18 protein-coding genes are annotated in these 16634 nt (G+C 67.2%); 12 read left to right on the forward strand and 6 right to left on the reverse strand.

The window, feature by feature from the left end; genetic code table 11:
• Nucleotides 1-9: 9 nt before the first annotated feature.
• The 6 genes from ACYJSS_RS12815 (at nucleotide 10) to ACYJSS_RS12840 (ending at nucleotide 5267) form a co-directional block, all read left to right on the forward strand.
• Complete coding sequence (locus tag ACYJSS_RS12815) at nucleotides 10-873, forward strand: YicC/YloC family endoribonuclease (protein ID WP_111262953.1); 864 nt, start codon at nucleotides 10-12, stop codon at nucleotides 871-873.
• A gap of 11 nt (nucleotides 874-884) precedes the next feature.
• Nucleotides 885-1505, forward strand: a complete 621-nt coding sequence (gene gmk, locus ACYJSS_RS12820; protein WP_111262952.1) for a guanylate kinase — start codon at nucleotides 885-887, stop codon at nucleotides 1503-1505.
• A gap of 122 nt (nucleotides 1506-1627) precedes the next feature.
• Nucleotides 1628-1891 (forward strand): DNA-directed RNA polymerase subunit omega, encoded by a 264-nt coding sequence (gene rpoZ, locus ACYJSS_RS12825; RefSeq protein ID WP_111262951.1) that lies wholly within the window; start codon nucleotides 1628-1630, stop codon nucleotides 1889-1891.
• A gap of 60 nt (nucleotides 1892-1951) precedes the next feature.
• Nucleotides 1952-4060 (forward strand): bifunctional GTP diphosphokinase/guanosine-3',5'-bis pyrophosphate 3'-pyrophosphohydrolase, encoded by a 2109-nt coding sequence (gene spoT, locus ACYJSS_RS12830; RefSeq protein ID WP_111262950.1) that lies wholly within the window; start codon nucleotides 1952-1954, stop codon nucleotides 4058-4060.
• Between the two features lie 29 nt (nucleotides 4061-4089).
• Nucleotides 4090-4470: a RidA family protein gene (locus ACYJSS_RS12835; protein ID WP_021218912.1), complete on the forward strand. Its 381-nt coding sequence runs from the start codon at nucleotides 4090-4092 to the stop codon at nucleotides 4468-4470.
• Between the two features lie 59 nt (nucleotides 4471-4529).
• Nucleotides 4530-5267 carry a putative periplasmic lipoprotein gene (locus tag ACYJSS_RS12840; protein ID WP_111262949.1) on the forward strand — a complete coding sequence of 246 codons (738 nt, stop codon included), beginning with the start codon at nucleotides 4530-4532 and terminating at the stop codon, nucleotides 5265-5267.
• Nucleotides 5268-5271: 4 nt separating this feature from the next.
• Here ACYJSS_RS12840 and ACYJSS_RS12845 read toward each other — a convergent pair whose 3' ends face one another.
• The 3 genes from ACYJSS_RS12845 to ACYJSS_RS12855 all read right to left on the reverse strand — a co-directional run bounded on the left by ACYJSS_RS12845 (nucleotide 5272) and on the right by ACYJSS_RS12855 (nucleotide 7620).
• Nucleotides 5272-5892: a LysE family translocator gene (locus tag ACYJSS_RS12845; protein WP_236205280.1), complete on the reverse strand. Its 621-nt coding sequence runs from the start codon at nucleotides 5890-5892 to the stop codon at nucleotides 5272-5274.
• 67 nt (nucleotides 5893-5959) lie between these two features.
• Nucleotides 5960-6760, reverse strand: a complete 801-nt coding sequence (locus ACYJSS_RS12850; RefSeq protein ID WP_111259373.1) for a helix-turn-helix transcriptional regulator — start codon at nucleotides 6758-6760, stop codon at nucleotides 5960-5962.
• A 2-nt stretch (nucleotides 6761-6762) separates the two neighbouring features.
• Complete coding sequence (locus ACYJSS_RS12855) at nucleotides 6763-7620, reverse strand: SDR family oxidoreductase (RefSeq protein ID WP_111259372.1); 858 nt, start codon at nucleotides 7618-7620, stop codon at nucleotides 6763-6765.
• A gap of 201 nt (nucleotides 7621-7821) precedes the next feature.
• Between ACYJSS_RS12855 and exbB the strand changes: the two genes are divergently transcribed.
• The 6 genes from exbB to ACYJSS_RS12885 all read left to right on the forward strand — a co-directional run bounded on the left by exbB (nucleotide 7822) and on the right by ACYJSS_RS12885 (nucleotide 14749).
• Nucleotides 7822-8976, forward strand: a complete 1155-nt coding sequence (gene exbB, locus ACYJSS_RS12860) for a tonB-system energizer ExbB (RefSeq protein ID WP_111259371.1) — start codon at nucleotides 7822-7824, stop codon at nucleotides 8974-8976.
• Nucleotides 8977-8980: 4 nt separating this feature from the next.
• Complete coding sequence (gene exbD / locus ACYJSS_RS12865) at nucleotides 8981-9403, forward strand: TonB system transport protein ExbD (RefSeq protein ID WP_111259370.1); 423 nt, start codon at nucleotides 8981-8983, stop codon at nucleotides 9401-9403.
• Complete coding sequence (locus ACYJSS_RS12870; protein WP_111259369.1) at nucleotides 9404-10150, forward strand: energy transducer TonB; 747 nt, start codon at nucleotides 9404-9406, stop codon at nucleotides 10148-10150.
• Nucleotides 10151-10237: 87 nt separating this feature from the next.
• The gene (locus ACYJSS_RS12875; protein WP_111259368.1) at nucleotides 10238-11179 is read left to right on the forward strand and encodes a hydrogen peroxide-inducible genes activator; all 942 of its coding nucleotides are present in this window, start codon (nucleotides 10238-10240) and stop codon (nucleotides 11177-11179) included.
• Nucleotides 11176-13251 (forward strand): ATP-dependent DNA helicase RecG, encoded by a 2076-nt coding sequence (gene recG / locus ACYJSS_RS12880; protein ID WP_111259367.1) that lies wholly within the window; start codon nucleotides 11176-11178, stop codon nucleotides 13249-13251. Before ACYJSS_RS12875 ends, recG begins: the two co-directional genes overlap by 4 nt.
• A gap of 91 nt (nucleotides 13252-13342) precedes the next feature.
• Nucleotides 13343-14749, forward strand: coding sequence for an aminoacyl-tRNA deacylase and HDOD domain-containing protein (locus ACYJSS_RS12885; RefSeq protein WP_111259366.1), 1407 nt, complete (start codon nucleotides 13343-13345; stop codon nucleotides 14747-14749).
• Nucleotides 14750-14817: 68 nt separating this feature from the next.
• Here the strand turns inward: ACYJSS_RS12885 and ACYJSS_RS12890 are convergent, their stop codons facing one another.
• The 3 genes from ACYJSS_RS12890 to ACYJSS_RS12900 all read right to left on the reverse strand — a co-directional run bounded on the left by ACYJSS_RS12890 (nucleotide 14818) and on the right by ACYJSS_RS12900 (nucleotide 16449).
• Nucleotides 14818-15540 (reverse strand): hypothetical protein, encoded by a 723-nt coding sequence (locus tag ACYJSS_RS12890; RefSeq protein WP_111259365.1) that lies wholly within the window; start codon nucleotides 15538-15540, stop codon nucleotides 14818-14820.
• 107 nt (nucleotides 15541-15647) lie between these two features.
• Nucleotides 15648-16040 carry a helicase gene (locus ACYJSS_RS12895; protein WP_111259364.1) on the reverse strand — a complete coding sequence of 131 codons (393 nt, stop codon included), beginning with the start codon at nucleotides 16038-16040 and terminating at the stop codon, nucleotides 15648-15650.
• Between the two features lie 136 nt (nucleotides 16041-16176).
• On the reverse strand, nucleotides 16177-16449 hold the full coding sequence (locus ACYJSS_RS12900; RefSeq protein ID WP_021218870.1) for an HU family DNA-binding protein: 273 nt from the start codon (nucleotides 16447-16449) through the stop codon (nucleotides 16177-16179).
• Nucleotides 16450-16634: the final 185 nt, after the last annotated feature.

Here is a 16634-nt window from a genome sequence, read left to right on the forward strand (position 1 = left end):
AGGAAACCCATGGTGCACAGCATGACCGCCTTTGCCCGCGTCGAGCAGGCCGGCACCCACGGCACCCTGATCTGGGAACTGCGCTCGGTCAACCATCGCTACCTCGAGCCCCACCTGCGCCTGCCCGAGTCCTTCCGCGACCTCGAAGGCGCAGTGCGCGAAGCGCTGCGCCAGGGCATCTCCCGCGGCAAGGTGGAATGCACCCTGCGTTTCGCCGAGGAAAATGCCAGCCAATCCCTGCAGGTGGACCGCGAGCACGCCACGCAACTGGTCGAGGCCGCCGAGGCCGTCGCCGCGCTGGTCAAGCAGCCGGCTCCGCTGAATCCCCTGGAGATCCTCGCCTGGCCGGGCGTCCTGGTCGCCGACTCGGCCGACCCGCAGGCGCTCAACGCCGCCGCCCTGGACGTCTTCGCCAAGGCCCTGGACGAACTGCGCAATGGTCGCGCCCGTGAGGGTGCCGAACTGGCACGACTGCTCAACGAGCGCCTCGACGGCATCCTCGAGGAGGTCGAGGCCCTGCGCAAGCTGGTGCCGCAGATGCTCGCCAACCAGCGCCAGAAGATCCTCGACCGCTTCGGCGAGATGAAGGCGGAACTGGACCCCCAGCGCCTGGAGCAGGAACTGGTCCTGCTGGCGCAGAAGAGCGACGTCGCCGAGGAACTGGACCGCCTGAGCACCCATGTCGGCGAAGTCCGCCGCGTGCTCAAGGCCGGCGGCGCGGCAGGCCGTCGCCTGGACTTCCTGATGCAGGAACTCAACCGCGAAGCCAACACCCTGGGCTCCAAGGCCTTCGACCCGCGCTCCACCCAGGCGGCGGTCAACCTCAAGGTGTTGATCGAGCAGATGCGCGAACAAGTGCAGAACATCGAGTAAGAGACAGACACATGAGCGTCACTCCCGGCACCCTCTACATCGTTTCCGCGCCCTCCGGCGCCGGCAAGACCAGCCTGGTCAAGGCCCTGATCGACGCCGAGCCGCAGGTTCGCGTATCGGTCTCCCACACCACCCGCGGCATGCGCCCTGGCGAGGTGGACGGCATCAACTACCACTTCGTCGGCCGCGAACAGTTCGTGCAGATGCTCGAGCACGGCGACTTCCTGGAGCACGCCGAGGTCTTCGGCAACCTCTACGGCACCTCGCAACGCTGGCTGCAGAAGACCCTCGCCGAAGGTTTCGACCTGATCCTCGAAATCGACTGGCAGGGCGCCCAGCAGGTCCGCCACCTGATGCCCCAGGCCAAATCCGTGTTCATCCTCCCGCCGAGCCAGGAAGCCCTGCGCCAGCGCCTGGACAACCGGGGCCAGGACAGCGCCGAGATCATCGAGCGGCGCATGCGCGAAGCCGTCAGCGAGATGAGCCACTACGTCGAATACGACTACCTGGTGATCAACGATGACTTCGACGTGGCCCTGGAAGACCTCAAGGCGATCTTCCGCGCCAACCGCCTGCAGCAGGCGCACCAGCAGCTGGCACACGGCGCCCTGCTGGCGCAGCTGCTGGACTGACCGCCCGGAAGCACTGTTAAATCAGCGCTTCCATAAATGCTGGTGATTTTTTAGACTATCCAGTCCGCTCGCCCACTCGGGCAAATGCTTCCGCATCCAAATCTAGTGCTACGAGGAACACCATGGCCCGCGTTACCGTTGAAGACTGCCTGGACAACGTCGATAACCGCTTCGAGCTGGTCATGCTCGCGACCAAGCGTTCCCGTCAGCTCGCTACCGGCGGCAAAGAGCCCAAGGTAGCCTGGGAAAACGACAAGCCCACCGTTGTGGCCCTGCGTGAAATCGCTGCCGGCCTGGTGGACTACGACGTCATCGCCCAGGACGACATCGTCGAGGACGAGCCGCTGTTCGCCGCATTCGAGGACGAGGCCAACGAGGCCCTGTAAGTCCATGCCGGGTCGACGTCGTACGGCGCAGGGCCGCAACAGCCGGGAAGGAGTGTCACCTTGCCGAGCATAGACGCCCTCGCCGAACGCCTTTCGACCTACCTCGGCAATGACCAGGTCAACCTGGTCCGCCGAGCGTATTTCTACGCCGAGCAAGCCCATGACGGGCAGCGCCGCCGCAGCGGCGAGGCCTACGTCACCCACCCGCTCGCCGTCGCCAGCATCCTCGCCGACATGCACATGGACCATCAGAGCCTGATGGCCGCGATGCTGCACGACGTCATCGAGGACACCGGCATCGCCAAGGAAGCGCTCACTGCGCAATTCGGCGATACCGTCGCAGAGCTGGTGGACGGGGTCAGCAAGCTGACCCAGATGAACTTCGAGTCCAAGGCCGAGGCCCAGGCCGAGAACTTCCAGAAGATGGCCATGGCCATGGCGCGCGACATCCGCGTGATCCTGGTCAAGCTGGCCGACCGCCTGCACAACATGCGCACCCTGGAAGTGCTGTCCGGCGAGAAACGCCGGCGCATCGCCAAGGAAACCCTCGAGATCTACGCCCCCATCGCCAACCGCCTGGGCATGCACAGCATGCGCATCGAGTTCGAGGACCTGGGCTTCAAGGCCATGCACCCGATGCGCTCCGAGCGCATCCGCGCCGCCGTCCGCCGCGCCCGGGGCAACCGCAAGGAAATCGTCAACAAGATCGAGGAATCGCTGACCCATTGCCTGGCCCGCGAAGGCATGGAAGGCGAGGTCATCGGCCGCGAGAAGCACCTCTACAGCATCTACAAGAAGATGCGCGGCAAGCGCCGGGCCTTCAACGAGATCATGGACGTCTACGCGTTCCGCATCATCGTCGACAAGGTCGATACCTGCTACCGCGTGCTGGGCGCCGTGCACAACCTGTACAAGCCGCTGCCAGGCCGCTTCAAGGACTACATCGCCATCCCCAAGGCCAACGGCTACCAGTCCTTGCACACCACGCTGTTCGGCATGCACGGGGTGCCCATCGAAATCCAGATCCGCACCCGCGAGATGGAAGAGATGGCCAACAACGGCATCGCCGCCCACTGGCTCTACAAGTCCGCCGAGGACGACCAGCCCAAGGGCACCCACGCCCGCGCCCGCCAATGGGTCAAGGGCGTGCTGGAACTGCAGCAGCGTGCCGGCAACTCCCTCGAATTCATCGAGAGCGTGAAGATCGACCTCTTCCCGGACGAGGTCTACGTCTTCACGCCCAAGGGCCGCATCATGGAGCTGCCCAAGGGCTCCACGGCCGTCGACTTCGCCTACGCGGTGCACACCGACGTCGGCAACACCTGCATCGCCTGCCGCATCAACCGCCGCCTGGCGCCGCTGTCCGAACCGCTGCAGAGCGGCGAGACGGTGGAAATCGTCACCGCCCCCGGCGCGCGGCCCAACCCGGCCTGGCTCAACTTCGTGGTCACCGGCAAGGCCCGCACCCACATCCGCCACGCCCTCAAGCTGCAGCGCCGCTCCGAGTCCATCAGCCTCGGCGAACGTCTGCTGAACAAGGTGCTGGCCGGCTTCGAAAGCGGCCTGGACCGCATCGCCCCCGAGCGTGTGCAAGCCGTGCTGGCCGAATACCGCCTGGACGTGATCGAAGACCTGCTCGAAGACATCGGCCTGGGCAACCGCATGGCCTATGTGGTCGCCCGGCGCCTGCTGGCCAGCGAAGGCGAGCAGTTGCCCAGCCCCGAGGGCCCACTGGCGATCCGCGGCACCGAAGGCCTGGTGCTCAGCTATGCCAAATGCTGCACGCCGATCCCGGGCGACCCCATCGTCGGCCACTTGTCCGCCGGCAAAGGCATGGTCGTACACCTGGAAAGCTGCAAGAACATCGGCGACATCCGTCATAACCCGGAGAAGTGCATCCAGCTCTCCTGGGCCAAGGACGTCGCGGGCGAGTTCAACGTCGAACTGCGCGTCGAACTGGAGCACCAGCGCGGCCTCATCGCCCTGCTGGCCAGCAGCGTCAACGCCGCCGACGGCAACATCGAGAAGATCAGCATGGACGAGCGCGATGGCCGCATCAGCGTCGTCCAGCTGGTGGTCAGCGTGCACGACCGCGTGCACCTGGCCCGCGTGATCAAGAAGCTGCGCGCGCTCAAAGGGGTGATCCGCATCACCCGGGTGCGCGCGTAGCAGAACCCCCAGGACCCAAGGAGTTCCGCATGAGCAAGACCGTGATCAACAGCGACAAGGCACCCGCCGCCATCGGCACCTACTCCCAGGCGATCAAGGCCGGCAACACCGTCTACATGTCCGGGCAGATCCCGCTCGACCCCAAGACCATGGAACTGGTGGAAGGCTTCGAAGCCCAGACCGTCCAGGTGTTCGAGAACCTGAAAGCCGTGGCCGAAGCCGCTGGCGGCTCCTTCAAGGACATCGTCAAGCTCAACATCTTCCTCACCGACCTGTCGCACTTCGCCAAGGTCAACGAAGTGATGGGCCGCTACTTCGAACAGCCCTATCCCGCCCGTGCCGCCATCGGCGTCGCCGCCCTGCCGCGCGGCTCGCAGGTGGAAATGGACGCCATCCTGGTGATCGAATAACGATCGCCCGTGCGGGGCGCAGGCCCCGCCGCTCCACCCGCTTCAGGAAGGAACCCGCCATGCGCTCGACCCTCGCCCTGCTGATCGCCACGGCCGTGCTCGCCGGCTGCTCCAGCGCGCCCACCGACCCGAGCGGCATCTGGATCAACCAGACCGCCATCGACGAGGCCGCCAAGGAGGGCAAGCTGCGCGAATCCCTGCTCGCCTATGGCCCCAACCTGGAATGGCAGATCGACGCCAAGGCCGGCACCGCCAACTACAGCAACGGCTTCGAGCTGGGCGAAGGCCGCCTGGTCAGCCAGGGCAAGACACACTGGCGCGTCGACTTCTACGGCGATGAATTCCACGAGCAGCTCAGCCTCGACGGCCAGGAACTGGTACAGAAAGCCAGCGAAAACCTGCCCGAGCAGCGCTTCGTGCATCCCGCCAAGCCCGCTGCGGCCGACGCCCCGGAAGGCAGCAGTTTCGAATACGCCCTGTACCAGGCCTACCTCGGCGGCACCTGGAAGATCCTCGAAGGCACGGGCCAGGGCGGCCTGGTGCTGTTCCACCCCGACGGCCGCCTCGAAGGCCTGCCCGGCGCCGACCGTTTCGCCCTGTGCCTGGCGGGCGACTGCGCTGCCATGAGCGGCGAGAACGACAGCATCTGGCTGCAACTGGGCGCCCAGGGCAACCCCTGGATCTTCGTCCACGACGGCAACCGCCTGGAGATACTCGAGGCCGGCAACCGTTCGCAGATCGACGAGATGCCCGAGTACGCCCCCGGCAAGCGCGCCTGGCTGCTGGAACGCCAGTAGGCCCTCAGCACGCGCCGGCCACCAGCCACGCGCCCAAAGCCGCCAGCAACGCCCCGCAACCCCTGTCCAGCAGCGCCACCCGGCGCTGCAGCCAGAGCCGCCAGCGCGAGTGTCCCAGCAGGCGCACCAGCCCCATGTCCCAGGCCAGCACCACCAGGGTCATCCACAGCATCGACAACCCCAGCCCCCACCCCGGCATCGCCGCACCCCGCAGCACCCCGAACAGCCCCGCGTAGAAGATCGGCAGCTTGGGGTTCAGGCTGCTCGCCGCCAGCCCCTCCAGCATTCCCCGCCGCCAGGAGCCCGGCGTCCCGGTACCACCGCCCTCGTGCAGTTGCAGCCGGCGCCGCGCCATCAGCGCCTGTCCACCCAGCCAGAGGAAGTAGGCGCCACCGAGCAACTGCAGCCCCCGCCACAACAGGCCGCCCTCGGCCGGCAGCAGGCTCAACGCCAGCAGCACCAGCAGCATGCTCGCCAGGTTGGCCAGGGCGATACCCGCCGCGCAGCCATCGGCATGACGGCGACCCCGGGTCAGGGCAGCACGCAGCAGCAGGAAGAAGTCCGGGCCGGGGGACAGCAAAGCGGCGAAGTGGGTGCCGGCAACCAGCAGGAACAGAGCGAACATCGACAGGGCCTCCAGGGATCGAGGCGCCAGTGTCATGGCCCGGCAACGGCCCGGTCTTGGAGAAAACTCAGGTGCGCGCGGCGCGGCGGAACTGCCCCGGGGTCACTCCGGTGAAGCGCTTGAAGGTGCCTGAGAAGTGCGCCTGGTCATAGAAACCGAGACCCAGCGCCACCTCCAGCGGCGTCTGGTCCCCCAGCAGCAGGCGTTTGGCTTCGCGCACCCGGCGCTGCAACAGGTAGGTGTGTGGCGGCACGCCATAGGCACGGCGGAACGCCTCGATCAGGTGGCGCGGATGGCGCTGCACCAACGCCGCCAACCGCTCCAGGCTGACGGCCTCGGCATGGTGGGCCTCCAGGTAGTCGCGCAGGAAGGCGGTCATGCCCCCATCCCGGCTCGCCGGCGCCGCCGCACGCAATCCGCCATGGCGCACGAAGACGCGCTCCAGCAGGGCCAGCAGCTCGCTTTCCAGGGTCAGCGGGTCATTGCGCCCGAACTCCTCGGCCAGGCGCGCCAGCCCCGCCGCGACGGCACCGTCGTCCACCGGATTGAGCGCGGTGAAACCGGTCGGCAGGCGCTTGCGCCCCAACAGCGCCGGCAGCCGTGCCTCCTCGATGTAGAGCATGCGGTAAACCAGTCGCTCGCTGATGGCATGCCCGGTATGCGGCTCCTCCGGGTTCATCAGCGACAGCGTGCCCGCCGCCAGGGCATGACGCGCGCCCCGGCACTGGTAGCCACCGATACCCTGGAGGATCGCGCCGATGGCGAACGCATCGTGGCTGTGACGGCCGAAGGGCTGCCCGGAAAAATCCGCATGAAACAACTCCACCCCTGGCAGCCAGGGGCGAGCGAGCATGCGGTTGGCGTCCAGCCTCAGGCCCCTTTCAGCACGGCGGCATAGCCTTCGCGATAGCTGGGGTAGAGCGGCTCCCAGCCAAGGGCGCGGGCGCGGGCGTTGCTGCAACGCTTGCTGCCGGAACGGCGCACGGTGGACTCCTCCGCCCACTCGGTCACACCCAGGGTCTCGCGCAGCCAGCCCACCACCTCGTGCAGCGGCGCCGGCGCATCGTCGACGCCCAGGTAATCCCCGGCAAGCTTCACGCCACGGGCATCGGCCTGGAGCAGGAACGCCAGCAGGCCGGCGGCGTCCTCGGCGTGGATACGGTTGGCGAACAGCGGCGGCTCGCTCACCACGCGGTAGCCCATGCGCACCTGCTTCAGCAGCCATTCGCGGCCGGGGCCGTAGATGCCGGTCAGGCGCACCACGGTCGCCGGGATGCCGCTGCTGCGGGCCAGGCGCTCGGCCTCCAGCATGATCCGCCCGGAATAGCTCTCGGCCTCGGCAGGCGAATCCTCGTCGACCCACTGGCCATCCGCCTGGGCGTACACGCCGCTGCTGGACACGAAGAGCAGTCGACGCGGGCGCTGGCCGGACTGCTCCAGCCAGGCCAGCACATGACGCAGGCCCTCGACATAGGCGGAGCGGTAGCCGGCCTCGTCATGCTGGCTGGCGGCGGCGCAGTAGACGAGGTAGTCCAGCTGGCCTTGCGGCCAGCCCTGCGGTCGGGCGGGGGCCTCGAGGTCACCTGCGACCGGCAGCACGCCGACGGGCAGCGCCGAGGCATTTCGCCGCAACCCATGGACGGACCAGCCGGCATCCAGCATACGTACGGCAAGCCGGCTGCCGACATCGCCGCAGCCGGCAATCAGTAAGGAAGGAGAGGCGGACATAGGGGCGGGCTCCTGGGAAAAGTGCAGAGCATAGGGGGCGCAGGAGCAATCACCAAACCCCCGCCGCCGAGCCGGAGAAAGGTAATAAAGTTACATTGTCACTTTTACAAACAAGAATTACTTGCAATAATGCTCACCCTTTTGTCCGTGACACCCCTACCGAATACGGACGAAACCGCAATTTTCTTTTCAGGTCCGGCCATGAAACCTATTGCATCCCTCGTCCAGCCCACTCTCGTCTCCCGCTTCTCCCGCCCCGTCGCGGCGCTGATGATCAGCCTGATGCTGCTTCCGGCTGGCGCGGCGCTGGCAGAGGAGCCCGGCACAGCGGCACCGGCAGCGGTACAGGCTCCGGCAACCGCAGCGGCACCGGGTGCCACGCCGGCCGCCCCGGCGCAGGCTGGCGCGCCCGAGTCCGTCGGCCTGACTGCCCTGCGCGAATCCATCGACACCCTGGGCCCGCAGGCCACCCCGGAGCAGATCCGCGAGGCGACCCGCCAGAAGATGCAGGAGCGTGGCGCCTCCGCCGAGGAGATCACCGCCACCATGGACCGCCTCGTCGAAGGCGAGAAGCTCGGCCAGGACCTGGCCGCCGCGCTGAGCGGCGCCGCCCTGGATGGCACGCTGGCCGGCGAGGAAGCCGACAATGGCCTGGGCCACGACCTGTCGCCCTGGGGCATGTACCAGAACGCCGACATGGTGGTTAAGGGCGTGATGATCGGCCTGGTACTGGCCTCGATCCTCACCTGGACCGTCTGGGTCGCCAAGGGCATCGAGCTGCTGGGCGCCAAGCGCCGCCTGCGCGAAGAGCTGGCCCGGCTGAAAGCCGCACGCAACCTGCCGGAAGCCGCCGAAAGCGCCAGCCGCGAAGGCAGCCTGTCTCGCGTCCTGGTGCACGACGCCCTGGAAGAGATGAAGCTCTCGGCCAATACCCGCGAGAAGGAAGGCATCAAGGAGCGCGTCAGCTTCCGCCTGGAGCGCCTGGTCGCCGCCAGCGGCCGGCAGATGAGCCAGGGCACCGGCGTACTCGCCACCATCGGTTCCACCGCTCCCTTCGTCGGCCTGTTCGGCACCGTGTGGGGCATCATGAACAGCTTCATCGGCATCGCCAAATCCCAGACCACCAACCTCGCCGTGGTCGCCCCCGGCATCGCCGAGGCCCTGCTGGCCACCGCCATGGGCCTGGTGGCAGCGATTCCCGCCGTGGTGATCTACAACGTCTTCGCCCGTTCCATCGCCGGCTACAAGGCCCAGGTCGCCGACGCTTCCGCCCAGGTCCTGCTGCTGGTCAGCCGCGACCTCGACCACCTGCCTGCCGACCGCAACCAGGCCCCGCACATGGTCAAGGTGAGCTGATCCGATGGGCCTGCATCTGAACGAAGGCGGTGACGATCTCCAGGAAACCCACGAGATCAACGTCACCCCATTCATCGACGTCATGCTGGTGCTGCTGATCATCTTCATGGTCGCGGCGCCCCTGGCCACGGTCGACATCAAGGTCGACCTGCCGGCCTCCACCGCCAAGCCCGCGCCGCGCCCGGACAAGCCGATCTACCTGAGCATCAAGGAAGACCAGAGCCTGTACCTGGACAACGTGCAGGTCCCGCAGGAGCGGCTGGGCGCCGAACTGGACAAGCTGACCAACGCCGACAAGGACAAGATCATCTTCGTCCGCGGCGACAAGTCGGTCGACTACGGCAAGCTGATGGAAGTGATGGACGCCATGCGCGGCGCCGGCTACCTGAAGATCGGCCTGGTGGGACTCGAGACGGTCGGGAAGTAGATGAGCCAGGCAAAACGAAACCTGTCCTGGGCCATCAGCCTGCTGGTGGTACTTGGCCTCCATGTTGCGCTGTTCTGCTGGGCACTGTTCTGGAAAGTCAGCGCTGACCCCATCGAACTGCCACCGGCAGCCATGATGGTGCAGCTCGAACCAATGCCGGCCCCCACGCCACCGCCAGCGCCTCCACCACCTCCCCAAGTCGAGCCGGAGCCCGACCCCCTACCGCAGCTGGCGGAAGCGCCCAAACCCACCATTGCCATCGCCCCGAAACCCAAGCCCAAGCCGAAACCGCCGAAACCAAAACCCCCGGAGCCCAAGCCCGAGCAAAAGCCCGAGGAGCAGGAGTCAACCAAGGAGCAAGTCGACGCCCCCACGGCGCCAACCCCACCGAGCGATGCCAAACCCGCCGCCCCGCAGGAGAGTATGGCCAGCGCCATGACCCAGGCCCGCGAGACCTGGATGAGCAAGGTCTCTGCACGTCTGGCGAGGTACAAGCGCTATCCGGAGGATGCTCGCCGCCGCAATTTTACGGGGTCTACCATGGTGGAGTTTACGGTCGACGCTGAAGGCAAGGTCGTAGCCTATACCTTGATTAGCAAGTCAGGCAGCGCGTCTCTGGACCGGGCCAGCCTGGAGGCAGTCCGGCGCGCCCAGCCGCTACCCCCTCCACCGCCGGAAATATTGGGCAACGGCGTGGTAAAGGTGAAGGCACCTTTCAACTTCAATCTGACGGACGTCCGCCGCTGAGCTGATCCGCCCCCGCAAAGGGGGCGGCTGCTGTTGGTTCCATTGAGAGCAGCCGCTATGCTTGGGCCACTCCAATGGAATAAGACTATGACCCTCACCGAACTGCGCTACATCGTCACCCTCGCTCAGGAACAGCACTTCGGCCGCGCGGCGGAACGTTGCCACGTCAGCCAGCCGACGCTGTCGGTGGGCGTGAAGAAGCTCGAGGACGAACTGGGCGTGCTGATCTTCGAGCGCAGCAAGAGCGCGGTGCGCCTGACCCCGGTGGGCGAGGGCATCGTCACCCAGGCGCAGAAGGTGCTGGAGCAGGCCCAGGGCATCCGCGAACTGGCCCAGGCCGGCAAGAACCAGCTGACCGCACCGCTCAAGGTCGGCGCCATCTACACCGTCGGCCCCTACCTGTTCCCCCACCTGATTCCCCAGCTGCACCGCGTCGCACCGCAGATGCCGCTGTACATCGAGGAGAACTTCACCCACATCCTGCGCGACAAGCTGCGCACCGGCGAGCTGGACGCGATCATCATCGCGCTGCCCTTCGCCGAAGCCGATGTGCTGACCAAGCCCCTCTACGACGAGCCCTTCTACGTGCTGCTGCCGGCCAACCATCCCTGGACGGCGAAGAAGACCATCGACAGCGAGCTGCTCAACGACAAGAGCCTGCTGCTGCTCGGTGAAGGCCACTGCTTCCGCGACCAGGTGCTCGAAGCTTGCCCGACCCTGCGCAAGGGCGGCGAGGACAGCGCCAAGCACACGACGGTCGAATCCAGCTCCCTGGAAACCATCCGCCACATGGTCGCTTCCGGCCTCGGTGTCTCGATCCTGCCGTTCTCGGCGGTAGACAGCCATCACTACGCCCCGGGTGTGATCGAGATCCGCCCGCTGACCCCGCCGGTGCCGTTCCGCACCGTCGCCATCGCCTGGCGCGCCAGCTTCCCGCGCCCGCGCGCGATCGAGGTACTGGCCGACTCCATCCGCCTGTGCTCGGTGGCCCGCCCGCAGCAGGCACAGGCCGAACCGCAACCGGCATGACCGAGCTCTCTCAGGTTCCCGTCACCGTGCTCAAGGGCGTCGGTGACGCGCTGGCGGAGAAGCTCGCCAAGGTCGGCCTGGAGAACCTCCAGGACATCCTCTTCCACCTCCCGTTGCGCTACCAGGACCGCACCCGCGTGGTGCCCATCGGCGCGCTGCGCCCCGGCCAGGACGCGGTGGTCGAAGGCACCGTCACCGGCGCCGACGTGGTCATGGGCAAGCGCCGCAGCCTGCTGGTGCGCCTGCACGACGGCACCGGCGCGCTGAGCCTGCGCTTCTACCACTTCAGCAACGCGCAGAAGGAAGGCCTCAAGCGCGGCACCCAGCTGCGCTGCTACGGCGAAGCCCGCCCCGGCGCCTCGGGCCTGGAGATCTACCACCCCGAGTACCGTGCACTCAATGGCGACGAACCGGCCCCGGTGGAGCAGACCCTGACGCCCATCTACCCGACCACCGAAGGCCTGACCCAGCAACGCCTGCGCCAGCTCAGCCAGCTGGCGCTCGCCCGCCTGGGCCCGGAAAGCCTGCCGGACTGGCTGCCGGAGGAGCTGGCCCGCGACTACCGCCTGGGCCCGCTCGACGAAGCCATCCGCTACCTGCACCGGCCGCCGCCGGACGCCGACCTCGACGAACTCGCCGAAGGCCAGCACTGGGCCCAGCACCGTCTCGCCTTCGAGGAGCTGCTCACCCACCAGCTTTCCCTGCAGCGGCTGCGCGAAACCCAGCGCGCCCAGCAGGCGCCCCAGCTGCCACCGGCGAAGACACTGCCGCAGCGTTACCTGGCCAACCTCGGCTTCAAGCCCACCGGTGCCCAGCAACGGGTCGGCGCCGAGATCGCCTACGACCTCGCCCAGCCCGAGCCGATGCTGCGCCTGGTGCAAGGCGACGTCGGCGCCGGCAAGACCGTGGTCGCCGCGCTGGCGGCCCTGCAGGCCCTGGAGGCCGGCTACCAGGTCGCGCTGATGGCGCCCACCGAGATCCTCGCCGAGCAGCACTTCCTCAACTTCAGCAAGTGGCTGCAGCCGCTGGGCATCGACGTCGCCTGGCTCGCCGGCAAGCTCAAGGGCAAGGCGCGCGCCGCCGCGCTGGAGCAGATCGCGGCAGGAGCCCCCATGGTCGTGGGCACCCATGCGCTATTCCAGGACGAGGTGCAGTTCAAGCGCCTGGCCCTGGTGATCATCGACGAGCAGCATCGCTTCGGCGTGCAACAGCGCCTGGCCCTGCGCAAGAAAGGCATCGACGGCCGCCTCAGCCCGCACCAGCTGATCATGACCGCCACGCCCATTCCGCGGACGCTGGCCATGAGCGCCTATGCCGATCTCGACACCTCGATCCTCGACGAGCTGCCCCCCGGGCGCACGCCGGTCAATACCGTGCTGGTGGCCGACAACCGCCGCATGGAGGTGATCGAGCGGGTCCGCGCCGCCTGCCAGGAAGGGCGCCAGGCCTACTGGGTCTGTACCCTGATCGAGGAATCCGAGGAGCTGACCTGCCAGGCCGCGGAAACCACCTTCGAGGAGCTCTCATCCGCCCTTGGCGAGTTGCGCGTGGGACTGATCCACGGCCGCATGAAGGCGCCGGAGAAGGCCGCGGTGATGGACGAGTTCAAGCAGGGCAGGCTGCAACTGCTGGTGGCGACCACCGTGATCGAGGTGGGCGTCGACGTGCCCAACTCCAGCCTGATGATCATCGAGAACCCCGAGCGCCTGGGCCTCGCCCAGTTGCACCAGCTGCGCGGGCGCGTCGGCCGAGGCAGCGCCGCCAGCCACTGCGTGCTGCTCTACCACCCGCCGCTGTCGCAGCTGGGCCGCGAGCGCCTGGGCATCATGCGCGAGACCAGCGACGGCTTCGTCATCGCCGAGAAGGACCTGGAGCTGCGCGGGCCGGGCGAGATGCTGGGCACCCGGCAGACCGGCCTGCTGCAATTCAAGGTTGCCGACCTGATGCGCGACGCCGACCTGTTGCCGGCCGTGCGCGACGCCGCGCAAGCCTTGATGGAACGCTGGCCCCAGCATGTGAGTCCGTTATTGGAGCGCTGGTTGCGACACGGCCAGCAATACGGTCAAGTGTGACGTGGCGCACATTGCGCCGGTCGCCTGACCCATCAGTCACCCAGGCCGCTCGTTATACTCCGGGCAGTCGCTTTTTCGCTGGATGCCACCCATGACCGAAGTCGCTCTCGCTCCAGATTCAGAACCCCATGCCCCGTCGGTGATCCTGCAACTGCTGGACAAACTGGGCCTGGCCTACCAGATACGCCTCGAAGAGCCCTCCCTGGAGCCGGCCCGTCGCGTACAGGCGGTTCTGCTGGAGGACGCCGTCGGCACCCTGCTGGTGTTCTACCCGCGCAACCAGTTGCTGGACCTCAACCGTCTCGCCGAACTCACCGGCCGCAAGCTGGTGGCGGTGAAGCCGGAGCGTTTCGACCGCATGCTCGGCAAGCACGACCTCAACACCCTGCCGGCCCTGCCGCCCTTGACCAGCTCGCCGTGCCTGTATGACGAGCGCCTGCTGCAGGAACCGCAGCTGCTGATCGAGTCCGGCCACTCCGGCGTATTGCTGGAACTGGCCGTCGAGGACTTCCGCCAGTTGCTGAGCAAGGCCAGCGCCGCCCGTTTCGGCGTGCCGCTGAGCAGCATCCGCCTCAACCTCGATCGCCCTGACGACGACCGCGCCGAGATCACCCAGGCGGTGCAGGCCTTCACCGCCCGCCGCATCCAGCAGCGCCTCGAGGAAACCATCGAGATCCCGCCGCTGCCGGAAACCGCGCAGAAGATCATCAAGCTGCGGGTCGATCCCAACGCCACCGTCGACGACATCACCGGCGTGGTCGAGACCGACCCGGCCCTGGCCGCCCAGGTGGTGAGCTGGGCGGCGTCGCCCTATTACGCTGCGCCCGGGAAGATCCGCTCGGTGGAGGACGCCATCGTCCGCGTGCTGGGCTTCGACCTGGTGATCAACCTCGCCCTCGGCCTGGCCCTGGGCAAGACCCTGAGCCTGCCCCGTGAGCAGCCGCAACACGCCACGCCCTACTGGCACCAGGCGATCTACACCGCCGCCGTGATCGAGGGCCTGACCCGCGCCATCCCCCGCGCACAGCGCCCGGAAGCCGGCCTGACCTACCTCGGCGGCTTGCTGCACAACTTCGGCTACCTGGTGCTGGCCCATGTCTTCCCGCCGCATTTCACGCTGATCTGCCGCCACCTGGAGGTCAATCCGCACCTGGCGCACGGCTATGTCGAGCAGCACCTGCTGGGCATCACCCGCGAGCAGATCGGCAGCTGGCTGATGCGCTTCTGGGACATGCCGGAAGAGCTGGCCACCAGCCTGCGCTTCCAGCACGATCCGCACTACGACGGCGCCCATGCCGCCTACCCGAACCTCGTCTGCCTGGCGGTCAGCCTGCTGCGCGCCCGTGGCATCGGCACCGGCCCGGTGGAGGAAATCCCCGACGAGCTGTTCGAGCGCCTGGGGCTGTCCCGCGACAAGGCCGAGGAGTCGGTGAGCAAGGTGCTGGAGGCCGAAGCCGCGCTGCGCGAGCTGGCATCCCAGTTCAACCCGCCGCACTGACGCGGGCAGTCGAAGAAAAGGGGCCTCGTGGCCCCTTTTTCATTGCTGCGCTGGCGCCTCGCCGCGCACTACTTGAGCAGCCCCCGACGCTTGGCGAAGACCCCGGGCAGCGCCTCCAGGCTCAGCTCCAGCAATTGCTTGACCGCAGGCCGCTCGTAGAGCTCCGCATAGGCCCGCACATCGTCGCTGGGCATCTGCCGGTAGGCGTACAGCATGAAGGACTCCACCGCCTGCTCACTGCTGGCGCGGATGCCGTCGGCCTGCTTGGCGGTCTGTTCGGCCAGGGCCTTCTCGCCGATCTTCTCGCCGCGCTGGCGCAGGGTCAGCATGGCCAGGGTCTTGCCCACTTCGTAGCGCAGCAGCGTCGCCAGATCGGTGGTCCGCGCCGCGCGGTCGAGCCGGCGCACCAGCTCCAGGCGATCGGCACGCGGCGGCTTGCTCGCCAGCTGGGTGCGGTAGCTGGCCAGCCCTTCGCCCACATCGCGCTCAGCCGCAGTGAAGCGCTGCGCCAAGGGGCTATCGAGGGCGGCCTCCACCTGGGCGAGCTGCTCGGCGCTGACCTTGGGTGCGACGGCGGCGGCCAGGTCACGGCACATCGCGTCTGCTTCGAAGGCCTTGTTCAGCTGCTTGAGGTAGCGTTCCGGCGCGCCGCGCTGCAACAGCGGGCCGCTTTGCTCGCAGAGCAGCCGTACACCGGCCAGCTCGAAGGCCTTGGCCAGATCGTCGGGTTTCGGGGCCGCGAAAGCGGTGAGGCTGCCGAGCAGCAGCGGTAGGGCGAGGAGGGCACGCATGAGCTGGATTCCATCGATACGAGCACCCCTCGCCAGAGAGGGGCGCACAGGAATCAGCCTAGCGAAAGCGCCGCGCGCCGACCAGCGGCGTCACGGCCGAATGCGGATCAGGCAGCCTTTTTGGCGGCCGCCTTCTTCTTCGGCACCAGGTACTTGGTCAGGCCCTGGAACCAGATCACCAGCGCGGGGTTGCCCTGAATCTGGATGTCCTTGTTCTGGATGCCCTGCATGAAGGCCAACTGCTTGTTCTTGGCGTTCATGGTGGCGAAGCCGTAGGCGCCGTCCTTGAAACCGATGGCGAAGGCCGGGGCCTCGGCGGTACCGCGCCTGCTGGTCACGCGCTGGTCCCTGACGATGAAGTGCCGCGCGACCTTGCCGTCCAGGGTATGCAGCTGGAAAACCAGGTCCTTGCCGGCGAGCTGCTCCTGAAAAGCGGCATTGTCACGGCTGGCCTTGGCCATCAGGCGGCCCAGCATCCAGAGGAGAAGACGGAATTTCATGCGCACGAGCCTCGGCTGAAAATGGAACGGCGGCGCATTGTAGCGGTTTGCGAGAGGGACTACAGCCAGACTTGGGATGGGCAGGAAGTGCTCTCAGATCACACCCGGAGCCTGGCGGCCCCGGGTGTCCATGGCCTTAGTTGACCGCGTCCTTCAGGGACTTGCCCGGCTTGAAGGCGACGGTGTTGCTGGCCTTGATCTTGACCGGTTGGCCGGTCTGGGGATTCTTGCCCGTGCGAGCACCGCGGTGGCGCTGCAGGAAGGTGCCGAAACCGACGAGGGTCACGCTGTCCTTGCGGTTCAGCGCACTGGTGATTTCTTCGAGAACGGCGTTGAGTACACGATTGGCCTGATCCTTGGTGAGATCGGCCTTTTCGGCGATGGCGGCGGCGAGTTCCGGTTTACGCATAGATGCCTCTTTGACGGTTTGTTGTTTTTGTGTCCGTGCTGTCCATCCAGAACAGCGCCCAAGGCGCCGCAACAGCTCTGCGCTGCGGCAGACCAGAGGGAGGATGGCATGCCGCAAAGGGCCGCGCCAGTGTTGTCCGACAGTTTTGGACGCGATCCCGAGGACTATTCCGACAGAAGGCCGGC

The sequence above is a fragment of the Pseudomonas sp. No.21 genome (assembly GCF_054558415.1).

Coding starts and splice junctions, on each gene's coding strand:
- exbD (WP_111259370.1), top strand. CDS start 8,981: ATGGGCCTGCATCTGAACGAAGGCGGTGACGATCTCCAGGAAACCCAC.
- ACYJSS_RS12895 (WP_111259364.1), bottom strand. CDS start 16,040: ATGAAATTCCGTCTTCTCCTCTGGATGCTGGGCCGCCTGATGGCCAAG.
- ACYJSS_RS12890 (WP_111259365.1), bottom strand. CDS start 15,540: ATGCGTGCCCTCCTCGCCCTACCGCTGCTGCTCGGCAGCCTCACCGCT.
- ACYJSS_RS12900 (WP_021218870.1), bottom strand. CDS start 16,449: ATGCGTAAACCGGAACTCGCCGCCGCCATCGCCGAAAAGGCCGATCTC.
- ACYJSS_RS12815 (WP_111262953.1), top strand. CDS start 10: ATGGTGCACAGCATGACCGCCTTTGCCCGCGTCGAGCAGGCCGGCACC.
- ACYJSS_RS12855 (WP_111259372.1), bottom strand. CDS start 7,620: ATGTCCGCCTCTCCTTCCTTACTGATTGCCGGCTGCGGCGATGTCGGC.
- gmk (WP_111262952.1), top strand. CDS start 885: ATGAGCGTCACTCCCGGCACCCTCTACATCGTTTCCGCGCCCTCCGGC.
- ACYJSS_RS12875 (WP_111259368.1), top strand. CDS start 10,238: ATGACCCTCACCGAACTGCGCTACATCGTCACCCTCGCTCAGGAACAG.
- rpoZ (WP_111262951.1), top strand. CDS start 1,628: ATGGCCCGCGTTACCGTTGAAGACTGCCTGGACAACGTCGATAACCGC.
- recG (WP_111259367.1), top strand. CDS start 11,176: ATGACCGAGCTCTCTCAGGTTCCCGTCACCGTGCTCAAGGGCGTCGGT.
- ACYJSS_RS12870 (WP_111259369.1), top strand. CDS start 9,404: ATGAGCCAGGCAAAACGAAACCTGTCCTGGGCCATCAGCCTGCTGGTG.
- ACYJSS_RS12845 (WP_236205280.1), bottom strand. CDS start 5,892: ATGTTCGCTCTGTTCCTGCTGGTTGCCGGCACCCACTTCGCCGCTTTG.
- ACYJSS_RS12885 (WP_111259366.1), top strand. CDS start 13,343: ATGACCGAAGTCGCTCTCGCTCCAGATTCAGAACCCCATGCCCCGTCG.
- exbB (WP_111259371.1), top strand. CDS start 7,822: ATGAAACCTATTGCATCCCTCGTCCAGCCCACTCTCGTCTCCCGCTTC.
- ACYJSS_RS12840 (WP_111262949.1), top strand. CDS start 4,530: ATGCGCTCGACCCTCGCCCTGCTGATCGCCACGGCCGTGCTCGCCGGC.
- ACYJSS_RS12835 (WP_021218912.1), top strand. CDS start 4,090: ATGAGCAAGACCGTGATCAACAGCGACAAGGCACCCGCCGCCATCGGC.